General features: G+C 60.0%; 14 protein-coding genes. 11 read left to right on the forward strand and 3 right to left on the reverse strand.

Annotated features, from left to right (window positions below; genetic code table 11):
- Positions 1 to 210: 210 nt before the first annotated feature.
- Together ACWPM9_RS10520 and ACWPM9_RS10525 are read left to right on the forward strand one after the other, a co-directional pair.
- The gene (locus ACWPM9_RS10520; protein ID WP_484755074.1) at positions 211 to 3216 is read left to right on the forward strand and encodes a CHAT domain-containing tetratricopeptide repeat protein; all 3006 of its coding nucleotides are present in this window, start codon (positions 211 to 213) and stop codon (positions 3214 to 3216) included.
- A gap of 152 nt (positions 3217 to 3368) precedes the next feature.
- Positions 3369 to 4070 carry a corrinoid protein gene (locus ACWPM9_RS10525; RefSeq protein ID WP_428186694.1) on the forward strand — a complete coding sequence of 234 codons (702 nt, stop codon included), beginning with the start codon at positions 3369 to 3371 and terminating at the stop codon, positions 4068 to 4070.
- A 203-nt stretch (positions 4071 to 4273) separates the two neighbouring features.
- On the opposite strand, the gene ACWPM9_RS10530 is transcribed toward ACWPM9_RS10525, so the two are convergent.
- Positions 4274 to 4432: an entericidin domain-containing protein gene (locus tag ACWPM9_RS10530; protein ID WP_428186692.1), complete on the reverse strand. Its 159-nt coding sequence runs from the start codon at positions 4430 to 4432 to the stop codon at positions 4274 to 4276.
- Between the two features lie 18 nt (positions 4433 to 4450).
- Between ACWPM9_RS10530 and ACWPM9_RS10535 the strand changes: the two genes are divergently transcribed.
- Positions 4451 to 5080, forward strand: a complete 630-nt coding sequence (locus ACWPM9_RS10535) for a DUF1638 domain-containing protein (protein ID WP_484755075.1) — start codon at positions 4451 to 4453, stop codon at positions 5078 to 5080.
- Positions 5081 to 5091: 11 nt separating this feature from the next.
- Here the strand turns inward: ACWPM9_RS10535 and ACWPM9_RS10540 are convergent, their stop codons facing one another.
- Both ACWPM9_RS10540 and ACWPM9_RS10545 read right to left on the reverse strand, forming a co-directional pair.
- The gene (locus tag ACWPM9_RS10540; protein ID WP_428186690.1) at positions 5092 to 5469 is read right to left on the reverse strand and encodes a hypothetical protein; all 378 of its coding nucleotides are present in this window, start codon (positions 5467 to 5469) and stop codon (positions 5092 to 5094) included.
- Between the two features lie 348 nt (positions 5470 to 5817).
- Entirely contained in the window at positions 5818 to 6174 is a 357-nt protein-coding gene (locus tag ACWPM9_RS10545; protein ID WP_428186689.1) for a hypothetical protein, read from the reverse strand.
- Between the two features lie 441 nt (positions 6175 to 6615).
- Between ACWPM9_RS10545 and ACWPM9_RS10550 the strand changes: the two genes are divergently transcribed.
- The 8 genes from ACWPM9_RS10550 to ACWPM9_RS10585 all read left to right on the forward strand — a co-directional run bounded on the left by ACWPM9_RS10550 (position 6616) and on the right by ACWPM9_RS10585 (position 13843).
- Positions 6616 to 7275: an exopolysaccharide biosynthesis protein gene (locus ACWPM9_RS10550; RefSeq protein WP_428186688.1), complete on the forward strand. Its 660-nt coding sequence runs from the start codon at positions 6616 to 6618 to the stop codon at positions 7273 to 7275.
- A 21-nt stretch (positions 7276 to 7296) separates the two neighbouring features.
- On the forward strand, positions 7297 to 8076 hold the full coding sequence (locus tag ACWPM9_RS10555; protein ID WP_484755076.1) for a formyl transferase: 780 nt from the start codon (positions 7297 to 7299) through the stop codon (positions 8074 to 8076).
- A 99-nt stretch (positions 8077 to 8175) separates the two neighbouring features.
- Entirely contained in the window at positions 8176 to 8478 is a 303-nt protein-coding gene (locus tag ACWPM9_RS10560; protein WP_428186686.1) for a virulence factor, read from the forward strand.
- Complete coding sequence (locus tag ACWPM9_RS10565; protein WP_428186685.1) at positions 8471 to 9070, forward strand: methylenetetrahydrofolate reductase C-terminal domain-containing protein; 600 nt, start codon at positions 8471 to 8473, stop codon at positions 9068 to 9070. The genes ACWPM9_RS10560 and ACWPM9_RS10565 overlap by 8 nt, the downstream gene beginning before the upstream one ends.
- Positions 9067 to 10158, forward strand: a complete 1092-nt coding sequence (locus tag ACWPM9_RS10570) for a methylenetetrahydrofolate reductase (protein WP_484755077.1) — start codon at positions 9067 to 9069, stop codon at positions 10156 to 10158. The genes ACWPM9_RS10565 and ACWPM9_RS10570 overlap by 4 nt, the downstream gene beginning before the upstream one ends.
- Positions 10159 to 10231: 73 nt before the next feature.
- Positions 10232 to 11200 carry a methyltetrahydrofolate cobalamin methyltransferase gene (locus ACWPM9_RS10575; RefSeq protein WP_484755078.1) on the forward strand — a complete coding sequence of 323 codons (969 nt, stop codon included), beginning with the start codon at positions 10232 to 10234 and terminating at the stop codon, positions 11198 to 11200.
- 83 nt (positions 11201 to 11283) lie between these two features.
- Positions 11284 to 11637: a hypothetical protein gene (locus ACWPM9_RS10580; protein ID WP_428186682.1), complete on the forward strand. Its 354-nt coding sequence runs from the start codon at positions 11284 to 11286 to the stop codon at positions 11635 to 11637.
- 166 nt (positions 11638 to 11803) lie between these two features.
- Entirely contained in the window at positions 11804 to 13843 is a 2040-nt protein-coding gene (locus ACWPM9_RS10585) for an ASKHA domain-containing protein (protein ID WP_484755079.1), read from the forward strand.
- Positions 13844 to 13919 lie beyond the last annotated feature (76 nt).

The raw sequence follows: 13919 nt of genomic DNA on the forward strand, positions 1-13919 counted from the left end.
GTGATCTCCTCTCTGATCGCCGCGCGCGGCCCTTTTATTCGTTTTGATCCTAATGAATGCCGCAAGCGATACCTTCCTGAAAGCGGCACGCATGTCGCTCACAACGAAACTCTCAATTTCGGGAACAGAAAACGTCCTCGGCAATTTTCATATCGACATCATCCAAATAGTATTTGAAGACAATAGTCATAGTACTGAAAAGGCCATTGCATGACATGTTCCGCTACCGCCCGCCTTGCTGCGGCCCTTGTCATTCTGTGGATGGTCCAACCGGCCCTGCCGACCACAGCGCAAGACAATATGCAGGCGAGCGAATCGGAGCTGGATGTCGCCGATACACTGGCGAAAGCGGGCAATTATGGTGCCGCCTACGAACAGTACAAGGCGCTCTTCAATCGCGAGGACGACACGACCCGGCAGCCCGTTGTGGTCTTGCGCCTTGCCGAAATGGCAAACAAGACCGGACGGCCGTCAGAAGCCCTGGATGTGGTCTTGCCGTTCCTGTCCAAATTGGGAGATAGCAGCGGCTCTGCCGCACTCTACGGACTTGAGATCGCGGTGGATGCCAGCAGCGCGCTTGAACGCTACGATGAGGCGATTGCCTATGCTGAACAGCGCATGGACCTTATCGAGCGCAACAGCGGCAAGGCTAATTTCGATTATGCCGGCGCCTTGTTAACAAAGGCGGTTCTTCTCGAGCGCGCGCAGCGCCGTCTGGAGGCCGGTCAAACGCGGCGCGAAGCCTTGGCGCTGGTGCGCCCGGTGGATCGCGAAGGCTATCGCCGCCTCGCCAATCAATTCGGCAATATTCTGGTCAACAACGGATTTGTCGATTCAGCGTCGCAGGCGTTTGCCGAGCTGATTGCCGATTACGAGACGGAGCCGGATGACTATTCGCTCGGCATCATCCTGTTCAACACGGCCATCCTCGAACGTCAGCGACAGGACTGGGACAAGGCGGTCGACTATCACGAGCGCGCCATCGCCCTCCTGACGAAGACCACTGGCGAAAACTCGGCTGATACCATTTCCGCAATCGGCGGGCTCGGCCAGACTTACTCTGTCGCCGGGCGCCCGACCGCCGCCTTGCCGCTTCTGGAAAAATCCTACGGCAGCGCCGTCGAAGAGCTTGGGGCAAGCGATGCCGACACCATGATCCAAGGCAACAATCTCGCCGAGGTCTATCGCCAGATCGGACAGGCCGACAAGGCACTGCCCATCGACAAAGGCAATCTTGACACGCGCAGGCGCACTTTTGGACCGACCGATCAGGACACGTTGGTCAGTTGGAAGAATTATGCCCTCGATCTTCTGATGATCGGTCTAAAGGCAGAATCCATCCAACAATATGACGCGCTGATTGCCGTCATGACGCAGGCTTTCGGGGAAGACGGGCAGCAGACCCTCGCGATGATCGAACGGCGCAACCGCCTGGCTGCCGTGTCCGGGGTCGAACCTAATGCAGCGTTGGCCAGCGATGTTCTGGCCGATAGTGCGCCAGCCACCGGGATGAACGTCATCATTGCCAATCAGCAGGCCGGCATTGCCGAACAGCGAGGCGACGCCCGGGAAGAACTGCGCCTGACACGCCTTGCCTATCAGCTTTCCCGTTCCGTGTTCGGACCGATCCATCAAACCTCGATCAAGATGCTCACCAACCTCGCCCGCGTCGAGCGGCAGCAAAAAGACCCGGCAGCTTCCAGGCGCTATCGCCAGCTCGAAACCGACCTGAACGCCTGGGCGCAACGCGAATTCGCATCGAGTTCGGATGCGCGCCTGCTCAACGAGATCGCGGAGACGACCCGCGCAACGCTGGGCGACATCGTCACTTTCGCCTATCGCGGTGGCCAGGAAGGACGGCCGGATGACAGCAGCGTGCTCGCCTCCGTGCTTCTCGACTGGAAATCACCGCGCAGCCTCGAACGCCTGGTGATCGATGCCGCACAACAGAACGCCAGCAGCGATGACAAGGCTCTGATCGACGAAGTCCAGTCCCTGCGCCGCAAGAGCCTGCAGGATGACAGCAGCGCAGCGGAACGCGACAGTCTGGCGAAAGCCGAGGCGCGCCTTGCCGGGCGGTTCAACGAATTGAAGCACCTGTCGACCGTCAAGCGTCGGGACTATTCCGATATCGTCCGTCACATGGGCCCGGACGCCGCCATCGCCGACTTTATCGTGGTTCCGGTCAAGATGGATGACGGTGATTGGCATGACAGGATCTTTGCCATGCTGTCGCTGTCAGACAGTCAGGTCTACATCTACGATCTCGGCGATACGGACGAGATTGCCCGATTGCTGGAACCGCCGGCCGACCCGTCATCGCGCGAGACACGCTCTGCACTTTACAAGATGCTGTTCTCCAGGATCGATGAAAAGCTTGAACGCAAGCAGACCGTTTTTGTCGCTCCGGACGGCATTCTCAATCTCGTCCCGTTCGACAGTCTGCTTGATGGCGACAGGCGCCCGCTGTTCGAGCGTCTGGACATCCGCATCGTCGGCAATGCCGCCTCCATACCGGTTGAGGAAAAACGCGATCTGTCAGCCGGCTCGGCCAGGCAGGCCCTGGTCGTCGGCGATGTCGATTTTTCCGGTGACAGCCCATTCGCACCGCTGCCCGGCACCAAAATCGAAGCGGATGATGTGCGTTCGACCCTCTCGAAAATGGGTGTGGAGACCACCCGATTGAGTGGCGACAGCGCGACGGAAAAAGCTGTCAGGGCCGACAGCGAAGGGCGTCAGATCATTCACTTCGCCACGCATGGCTATTTCCGGCCCGTATCGAAGACCGAGCCCCATCCCTTGCGTTTTGCCGGTATTGCACTCGCCGATGCCAATCACGCCGATACGGACTCTGGCCCGACGGATCCGCAAGACGGTCTGCTGACGGCATCGGAACTTGCCACCTTTCCGCTGTCCGGGGCCGAACTTGTCACCCTGTCGGCCTGCCAGACGGCAAGCGGCGACATCAGTTACGTCGACGGTCTGGCCGGCATGCCATCGGCACTCGCAGCGGCTGGCGTCAAGCGCAGCCTGCTGGCGCGCTGGTCCGTTTCCGACGCCGGAGCCCAGCGCTTCATGGCGGCTTTCTATCGCAATCTGGCCAATGGCATCTCCTATGAGAAAGCCTTCCGACAGACAAAGATCGACACAGCAAATGGCGTTATTCAGGGCGTCGACGAGGCCACGGCCGCCGCCTTCGTTCTCATCAACAACTGATCGACAACTGAAGTGCCGTCCTTTTTGCCTGTCGCAATTTCCGCGCACCGCGTCGTTTTCGAAATGCGTTTTTGCCGAACTGCAGCTAGACTGACAATCTGGGAGCTTTGGGTTGCTCTTGAGCGATATGGTGCTGCGAGGAGTGAGAGACTATGTCAGACGACGAAATTATCCTGTCGGAACTGTCCGACGAGGAACTCGTGCAGCAGATGCATGATGATCTTTACGACGGTCTGAAGGAGGAAATCGAGGAAGGCACCAATATCCTGCTGGAACGCGGCTGGGTGCCCTATGATGTCCTGACGCAAGCCCTTGTCGAGGGCATGCGCATCGTCGGCATCGACTTCCGCGATGGTATTCTGTTCGTGCCGGAAGTGCTGCTTTCGGCCAATGCGATGAAGGCCGGCATGACGATCCTGCGCCCGCTGCTCGCCGCCACCGGCGCGCCCAAGCAGGGCAAGATGGTCATCGGCACCGTCAAGGGCGACATTCACGACATCGGCAAGAACCTGGTCGGCATGATGATGGAAGGGGCCGGCTTCGATGTCGTCGATCTCGGCATCAACAATCCGGTCGAGAACTATCTGGAAGCCATCGAGCGCGAACAGCCCGACATTATCGGCATGTCGGCACTTTTGACGACGACCATGCCCTATATGAAGGTCGTGATCGATACGATGAAGGAAAAAGGTATTCGCGACGATCTCATCGTTCTCGTCGGCGGCGCGCCGCTCAATGAGGAATTCGGCAAGGCCGTGGGCGCCGACGCCTATTGTCGCGACGCCGCTGTCGCCGTCGAGACAGCCAAGGAATTGATCAGCCGCAAGCACAACAGTCTGGGTGCGCGCGCCTGACCAATAGTGTCATAGGTTGACGGGGATCAGTTCCCCGTCAGCGCTATATTGAAGGCCGGGGCAGTTGCAGCCCCTGTCTTGGAGGTTGACCTCCACACGGCATCGAACATTCCGATCGACACAACGGTAAGCATGAGAATGGCCGAAATCTTTGCAACGGTCGTCATTTCCATGGCTGTCTACCCCTCTCCTGGCGTATACAATCAGTAAGTGGAACGCTCTACAGTTACAGCAGCATCCTGCGTCGCATCGACGGCATTTGCTGTGTCACGGCCAACGCCGCGGATGGTGTTGCCACAACCGCTCAGTACCAGAACCATGATACCGATGGCCGTCAGTGCGAATACTTTAGCAAATTTCATTATGGTAGTCTCCCCGTGATGGTTGTTAATCAAACAGATCGTTCGACACTAGAACGCACGAAAGGCGAAAAAGTTCACGTGATTGCGTGCGGAGCGATTGCGCGGGAAATTCTGGCCGTGATCGAGCAGAGCCATTTGTCGCATATCGAGCTCACCTGCCTGCCGGCGATCTGGCATGCACGCCCTGAAAAGATCGCGCCGGGGCTGGCAGACGCGATCGCGCAGGCCCGGAAAAACGGAGCCGGACGCATCTTTATCGGCTATGCCGATTGCGGCACCGGCGGGGACATCGATACGCTTTGTGCACGTGAGGGTGTCGAGCGGCTGGACGGGCCGCACTGTTATTCCTTCTTCGCCGGCAACGAGGCCTTTGCGGCCCGGTGGGACGAGGATGTCACCGCTTTTTTCCTGACAGATTTCCTCGCCCGCCAGTTCGATGCCTTCGTGATCGAACCTCTCGGCCTGGACCGGCACCCGGAATTGCGCGACATTTATTTCGGCAATTACACCAAGCTCATCTACCTGTCGCAACAGGAAGACCCCGATCTTCAGCTACGGGCTGAAGCCGCAGCCACATATCTCGGGCTCGCCTATGAATACCGCTTTACCGGATATGGTGATCTTGCAGAGGAACTGACGAGACTTTAGCGCCTCTGGCCTCAGACCGCGTCTTCGTCCAGCAGAAGAAGCAGTTCATCGCGCGGCAAGAGCAAAACCAATTCTTTCGGATTGTCGTGCAAGATCTGCGTTATGTCGAGGAGATCCAGCATTTGCACCTGTCGCTGGTCGACCTTCGCGCCGGCCACCATCAAGGCTACGGGGTCTATGCAAAAGCGCTGCGCTGCGTCTTGCGGTCCTGCGTCGCCATCGTTTTCCCAGTCGCCGTCTTTGACAATGTAGCCGAGGATCTCGGGCGAGGTGACCAGATGCGGACCCGGCTGCGTCTCCAGGTAACGCATCGCCCCTTCCCTCGTCGAAAAGCGACTGACCCTCGTCCCGCCGGGCGCTACGGTTACCTCTCCATCTGATCGTCTCATTACGCCGCTCCGGGCTCTGACATCTTCGTGCGCAAGGTCAATAAATGACCGAATATCTTCAATGACGCGCACCGCAATTGACTTGCACATTCGCGCAATCGGCGGCGCGCGGACATTCGCAAGAGATGCCTCCGGCGGGACGATAAGGGCATGTGAGAGGCAAGCCCGGCCCAAGGGACCGCGCCACCCATCATCCCAGACTGTCGAGAAGAGCTGCGACCGTCCCGCATGACACGGTACCGACTGCAACGATCGCGGCGCAGTTTCGGGAAAGACAGGTTTGTCGCTCGTCAAGGTGTGGAGCTGCCGGACGGGCAACGCCTCCCTTATCGCTCAACGGCCGTGGATCTAGAGCTGCCGGGGACCGAACAACGGCTCAAGCTCGCTTCTCGGCACCACCAGCAGCGACGACACTGTGCTCTCGTTCAAAAGATCGCTCAGGTCCATCAGATCCAGCGGGCTTTGCTGATGTCCTTCCACAAGGGCACCGGCAATCAGCATCGCCAACGGATCTGTGCACCAGGGCTGGGATACAGAGCCGACCGGTCCATCGCCGTCATTTCGCGCCCAGCGTTCTTCATCGCCGGTTATGTAGCGAAGGATTTCGGGCGCTGTGACAATATGGGGGCCCTGGGCGCTGCGGGCATAGGTTTTGGCTTCCTCTGCAGTGTCGAAACTGCAGACATTATCAAATATCTGGCTCATCGAGCTGAAATCTCTTTCCGTGCCCCAACCTTGTTTTGCTTCGTGCGGTATCGCCAATTTCGTCCCTTCGAATAGTCGGGACGAGATTGAGATGTGCACGTATTAAGCGCCCTCTTTTTGCGAGACTTATACGCTTGCGGGTGTCGTTCGGCACGATCAACGACTGAAAAACGGGTATCACGCTGCCCAGGCTTCAGCAGTGACTGGCGTCACAGGAATAAGAAACAGGTATCCTTGCCGTGGCAAAATACACATCCTGGCGAAAAAAACACCTATTGCGTGCGATGGAACCTTCCGGCCGACCAGGCACTGTAGGGGTAGGACGCCCGCATTTAAGCAATCGTTCACGATATTGCGCGAAAGGGCTCGGGGAACAGGCCTGCCTTAAAGGCTTTACAAACTGTCTGTAACAACATGGCTCAACAAACAAGAAAAGGCAGGGTGAAACAGGTGGGCAACAGGGTCGCAACAGCATTCGCACAGGCCTTCGAGCGGGCCGCAGACAAAGAGCATCCGGAACATCTGTCCGATCTGCTGCTCAGACTGTCGCGGACAACCCATGAAAAAATCTCGATCCGCGATATTGCTGTCGCCATGCAGGACCGCTCCTTCGGTGCCTTTCTCCTCGTATTTGCCCTTCCCAATCTGGTGCCCCTGCCGCCGGGCGCGACACTGATCGTCGGACTGCCGCTGATCTTCGTTGCCTGGCAGATGATCTTTTCCACCCATGGCCGACTGATCCTGCCACGCATCATTGGCGATTACGCCATCAAGCGCGAAACCTTCGAGCTGATCGTCACCCGGCTGGTGCCGTGGTTGAAACGCGCCGAGACCTGGGTTCTGCCGCGTTTCTGGTTTCTGGATAGCCGGACCTCGGAACGGCTTCTGGGCGTCTTTGCCCTTGTCGTCGCCATCGTCTGCGCCTTGCCCATTCCGCTTGGCAACTGGCTGCCAGCCTTCGCCCTTGCCATTATCGGCTTTGCCCATTCCGAACGCGACGGGCTCGGCGTGGCGATCGGCTGCGCAGTCGGCGTCATCTCCATTGCCGTGGCAGGCTTCGTCGTCTTCACCGCCGGCGCCCTGCTCAGCCTGGTATTCTAGTATAAAGGCGATATCGGCCCGATGACCCCAGCGAATTCTTCCGCCCCGGTCGTGGTGATCACGCCCGGTGGCCTTCCGGCGACGCTGGTGATCAACGCGCTTTGTGGGCGCTTTGACACTGTCCATGTGCTGATCGAAGACGTCGAGAGCAAGGGCGAGATTTTGCGCCGCCGCGCCCGACGCCTGGGCTGGGTTCGCTCCATCGGTCAAATGGCCACCATGGCCGGCTCCAAGTTTCTGCGCCGTCTGGCCGCCGGCAGGGTGGCCGATATCGTGCAGTCCACAGGCCTGTCTGCCGAACTCTCTTCCAGCGCGCATATTCACCGCATCGACACGATCAACGACCAGACCTGCCTGACCGCGCTTGCCCGGATCGAGCCTGCCGTCGTTCTTCTGGTCAGCACGCGACTTTTGCACAAACGGACATTGTCGCAGATCGCCTGCCCCATCCTCAACCTGCATGCCGGCATCAACCCCGCCTATCGCGGCCAGATGGGTGGATACTGGTCCTTGGTTCATCGCGACGAGGGGAATTTCGGCGCAACCGTCCATCTCGTCGATGCCGGCACCGACACGGGTGCGACGCTATACGAGGCGCGCACTGTCCCTGCAAAGAACGACACCATTGCAACCTATCCCCTGCTGTTGACGGCCGCGGCCCTGCCGATCGCCGTTCAGGCGGTCGCGGATGCCGTGTCTGGACACCTGAAGCCGATCGCAGCCGGCGGACCTTCGGCGCTCCATTTCCCGCCCGTCATCTGGGCGTGGTTCTGGCGCGGCATCACCCGGCGCATCTGGTAAATCTTCATCGCGTCGTTTTTTGCTCATTGCGACGTCGTCCAAAGCGCAGTCTGTCGCCCGCCACACGTGCATTCTCCTGTTGGAAGAGGAGATTGCGTGATGGCCGACAAGATCATTGTATACTGGCGAGACATTCCGGCTCAGGTCATCATCAAGCAGGGCCGAAAGACGGCCAAGCGCGAATTGTCGCTGCGCTTCACCGAGGCCATCGACATGTGCGCCATGCGCACCGGGGCCGCCGAAACCGACGACTATCTGGCCGAATGGCGCAAGGGCGATCCTGAACCCGTCAGCGACGATCTGGAAGCGGAAGCCGACAAGGCGGCGACCGAGATCGAAGCAGCCTATGACAGGGAACGGCTGGTGGCACTGGTAAAATCCGGAGGCAAGACCGATGGCTGATCCGGGAATTGCCGCCGACAAGCCGAAGGTCGGAAATGCTGCACCGGGCAAGAAGGCCGCAAGCGGCGCCTTCACCCCGTCCGATGTCTCGCCCAGCCGGCGCGCCCGTCGCTCCTATACCATCCGTTTGTGGTCGGTGCGCCATTCGCGTGCGCTCGAATGGTTCTATGCCCGGTTTGCCGATGCCTTTCTGTTGCTGCATCCGCTGTGGAAGGCGCTGGGCTACAACCGCGTCGAAACTCCGATCACCTTTGTCGAGCGCAATGTCAAAGGCCTTCTGTTTGACTGTCGCATGTGCGGCCAATGCGTATTGTCCTCCACCGGCATGTCCTGTCCGATGAACTGTCCCAAGCAGTTGCGCAACGGACCATGCGGGGGTGTACGGGCCAATGGCAATTGCGAAGTCGAGCCGGACATGCCCTGTGTCTGGGTGCAGGCCTGGAGCGGCTCGCGCAATATGGTGAAGGGCGATGCGATCATGAATGTGCAAAAGCCCGTCAACCAGTCCCTGCGCGAAACGTCGTCCTGGCTGCGCGTGACGGCGCTATCGGCGGCCCAGCGTGAGGACAAGGCAAAGGGAGAGCAGTCATGACACCGGACCTGCAGGCGCTCGACTTCAGCGCCCCTTTGCCGCCGCTTCCCGGCCATTCCTCTCGTGGTCGCCTAGAGCGGGTGCTCAGGCGCGGCGAATTTGCCGTCACCACCGAGCTCAACCCGCCCGACAGTGCCAATCCCTACGACGTCTATGAACGCGCGGCGGTGTTCGAGGGCTGGGTCGACGGCATCAATGCTGTCGATGCCTCCGGCGCCAATTGCCACATGTCCTCGGTCGGCATCTGCGCACTTTTGACCCGCATGGGTTATGCGCCGATCATGCAGATCGCCTGCCGCGACAAGAACCGCATCGCCATCCAGGGCGATGTGCTCGGGGCGGCCGCCATGGGCGTTGCCAATATCCTGTGTCTCACCGGCGACGGCGTGCAGGCAGGCGACCAGCCGGGTGCCAAGCCGGTGTTCGACCTCGACTGCATGTCGCTTCTGGAAACCGTGCGCACCATGCGCGACGAGGCGAAGTTTCTCTCCGGTCGCAAGCTTTCGACACCGCCGGAAGTGTTTCTGGGCGCGGCCATCAATCCGTTCGCCCCGCCTTACGATTTCAGGCCCTATCGGCTCGCCAAGAAGATCGCCGCCGGCGCGCAATTCGTGCAGAGCCAGTATTGTTTCGACGTACCGATGCTGCGCGATTACATGGCCAAGGTGCGCGATCTGGGACTGACCGAGGCATGCCATATCCTGATCGGCGTCGGTCCGCTGGCTTCGGCCAAAACCGCCAAATGGATCCGCTCCAATGTGCCGGGCATCCATATTCCCGACAGCATCATTGCCCGTCTGGAAGGCGCAGCCGACCAGAAGAAAGAGGGCAAACAGCTCTGTATCGACATCATCAACGAGGTGAAGGAGATCGAGGGCGTGTCGGGCATCCATGTCATGGCCTATCGGCAGGAAGAATATGTGGCCGAAATCGTCCATGAGTCCGGTGTGCTCAAAGGCCGCAAGCCCTGGCGGCGCGAACCCTCCACCGGCGACCAGGCCGTGATCGACCAGCTCGAAAGCATTCAGGAACGCAATACGGAAGACCAGCAGGCGCTTGCGGGCAAGGCAGCGCAACAATCGCAGTGAACCGGCAAACAGGCCCGGCCACGAACCCCTTATCCGGCAGCAAGGATCACAAGCCTGCCTTTGGAGAGTATGCATGACCCGTACCATAGTCGCCTCCGCCACCAAGGAAATCATCATCGGTTTCGACCAGCCCTTCTGCGTCATCGGTGAGCGTATCAATCCAACCGGCCGCAAGAAGCTCGCCGCCGAAATGATCGAGGGCAATTTCGATACGGTGATCCAGGATGCGCTGGCCCAGGTCGCAGCCGGTGCCACCATGCTGGACGTCAATGCCGGCGTGACCGCCGTCAATCCCAACGAGACCGAACCGCCATTGCTGGTGAAAACCATGGAGATCGTTCAGGGGCTGGTGGATGTGCCGCTGTCGATCGACTCGTCGGTCTCTGCCGCGATTGAAGCAGCGCTCAAGATCGCCAAGGGTCGGCCGCTGATCAATTCGGTCACGGGCGAGGAAGAAAAACTCGAGGCGATCCTGCCGCTGTGCAAGAAATACGACGTTCCGGTGGTGGCCATCTCCAATGACGAGACCGGTATCTCCCAGGACCCGGACGTGCGCTTCGCCGTTGCCAAGAAAATCGTCGAGCGCGCTGCCGATTACGGCATCAAGCCCTGTGACATCGTGGTCGATCCGCTGGTGATGCCGATCGGTGCCGTCGGCTCTGCCGGCATGCAGGTCTTTGCCTTGCTGCGCCGCCTGCGCGAGGAGTTGAAGGTCAACACCACCTGCGGCCTCTCCAACATCTCCTTCGGCCTGCCCCACCGCCACGGCATCAATGCCGGCTTTATCCCCATGGTCATCGGTGCCGGCATGACCAGCGCCATCATGAACCCCTGCCGCCCGCAGGAAATGGAAGCCGTGCGTGCGGCAAATGTTTTGAACGGCACCGACGAGAACTGCTACAACTGGATCAAGACCTATCGCGACTACAAACCCGCAGAAGGCGGCGCGGCGGCGGCCCCCTCGCCTGCATCGGCCTCCACGGGCGGTGGAAGACGGGGCGGACGTGCAGCGCGTGTCGGCGGCGGTTTAGCAAGCGAATAAGCCTCTATCGATATCTGCTCTCGACCGATTGGCATTGCCGGTGCAACATAAGCACCGGCAATTTTCCATGGAGGGTGAGCGACATGTCCGACAAGCCGAATGAAGCATTCATCTATGCGCGCCGAATCTCGGACTATTTCACCATCGTCCTTCATATAGCGATCGGCGCCGGTGCTGCCTTTGCCCTGTTCGAGCTGTCGGCCGCGCATCCCGAGCACGCCGCCCTCAATGAGACGATTGCGATCGTGATTGGCCTGTGCACACTCTATATCGCCGCCGCATTCTTCGTCTCGATCCTCATTGACCTGCGCAGCAGCCGCTTCAAGGCATCCCGTGGCCTGGCGCGCTGGCTTGAACTTCTGGCGCCGCTGGTCGCTCTCGGTTTCCTGATTTCCTTCATCTATTTCGCCCGCACGACGGCACAAATGATGATGTGACGAAGCCGTCGACATCGTTCAAACAAGCGATTGCGCAACTAAATGGCACCATGTCGGGAATAGACAATTGCCAAGGGACATGCTTGGGCATTCTCTCCTGTCAGAAGCCGCCCCTTCGGGCATGATTCCTGCTCTTTTGCGTTCGTTCGACGCTGGAAAACACGCCATGAATGATGCGTCGCAAACCGATCCCCTCGTCCTCTTCATGCCATCCGGCAAACGCGGCCGGTTTCCGGTCGGCACCACTGTGCTCGATGCCGCCCGTGAGCTTGGCGTTTATGTGGAAAGCGTGTGCGGCGGTCGTGCCACCTGCGGGCGCTGCCAGATCGAGGTGCAGCAAGGCTCGTTTGCCAAGCACAAGATCGTCTCTTCCAATGACCATATCTCCCCGGTCGGCGCGAAGGAGAAGCGATATGCGGAAGTGCGCACCATACCCGACGGGCGCCGCCTGTCCTGTTCGGCGCAGATCCTCGGCGATCTCGTCATCGACGTGCCGCAGGATACCGTCGTCAATGCCCAGGTGATCCGCAAATCCGCCTCCACCCGTCTGTTCACACGCGATCCGGCGGTCCAGCTCTGTTATGTCGAGGTGGATGAGCCCGACATGCACAAGCCGCTGGGCGATCTCGACCGGTTGAACCTGATGCTGGAAAAGGACTGGGGCTGGGAGAATATTCTGGTCGCCCAGCATCTGCTGCCGCAGGTCCAGGGCATTCTCCGCAAGGGCAATTGGGGAGTGACGGCCGCCATCCACCGGGATCTCGAAGGATCGCGTCCCAACCTCATCGCGCTTTGGCCCGGCCTCCATAACGAGGCCTATGGCATTGCCTGCGATATCGGCTCGACCACCATCGCCATGCATCTGGTCTCGCTGCTGTCGGGACGCGTCATTGCCTCGTCCGGCGCGCCCAATCCCCAGATCCGTTTCGGCGAGGATCTGATGAGCCGCGTCTCCTATGTGATGATGAATCCGGACGGTCGCGAAGCCATGACGAAAGCCGTTCGTCAGGCGATCAACGAGCTCACCGCCAAGGTCTGCGCCGAGGCAGGCATCGATGCCAACGACATTCTCGACGCCACCTTTGTCGCCAACCCGATCATGCATCACCTGTTTCTCGGCATCGACCCGACCGAACTCGGTCAGGCTCCCTTTGCTCTGGCGGTCTCCGGCGAGGTGCATACCTGGTCGCGCGAAATCGATCTGGCCATCAATCACGGGGCCCGCGTCTATCTCCTGCCCTGCATTGCAGGCCATGTCGGCGCAGATGCTGCCGGTGCAACGTTGTCGGAAGGTCCGCACCGCCAGGACAAGATGATGCTGATGGTCGATGTCGGCACCAATGCCGAGATCGTGCTCGGCAACCGGAACCGCGTGGTGGCTGCGTCCTCGCCCACAGGCCCTGCCTTCGAGGGGGCCGAAATCTCCTGCGGCCAGCGTGCCGCCCCCGGTGCGATCGAGCGCGTGCGCATCGATCCGGCCACGCTCGAACCCCGCTTCAAGGTGATCGGCGTCGACCAGTGGTCGGATGAGCCGGGCTTTGCCGAAGGCGCCGACAAGGTCGGCATTACCGGCATTTGCGGTTCGGCGATCATCGAGGTGGTGGCTGAAATGTATCTGTCCGGCATCATCTCCACCGATGGTGTCGTCGATGGCGCGATGGCCGAGCGTTCGCCACGGGTCTTTGCCAATGGCCGCACCTTTTCCTATCTTCTGCATGACGGCGCGCAGAAGATCATCGTCACGCAAAACGATGTGCGGGCCATTCAGCTGGCCAAGGCTGCGCTCTATGCCGGCATCAAGCTCTTGATGGAAAAACTCGGCATCGACCATGTCGACACGATCCGCTTTGCCGGTGCCTTCGGCTCCTTCATCGATCCGAAATACGCCATGGTGCTGGGGCTGATCCCCGATTGCGACCTGAGCGAAGTCAAGGCCGTCGGCAATGCGGCCGGCGACGGCGCGCTGATGTGTCTTTTGAACCGTGCCAGCCGCCGTGAGATCGAGGAAACGGTCAAGCGTATCGAGAAGATCGAAACGGCGCTTGAGCCGCATTTCCAGCAGCTCTTCATCGACGCCATGGCTTTGCCCAACAAGGTCGATGCCTTTCCGCAGCTTTCGAACGTCGTCACCTTGCCCGAGCGCAAGGTGCTGGCAGAGGCTGACGGCGACGGCGGCGGACGCAGGCGGCGGCGCAATCGGGAGTGATCCGCGCTTTCAGCGGGTGCGATCTGTGCAACAAAACGGCGCGTGACGCGTTGAGGCCTTGGCCTGTGTTCTGCAG

It is taken from the genome of Agrobacterium sp. H141 (genome assembly GCF_057158725.1).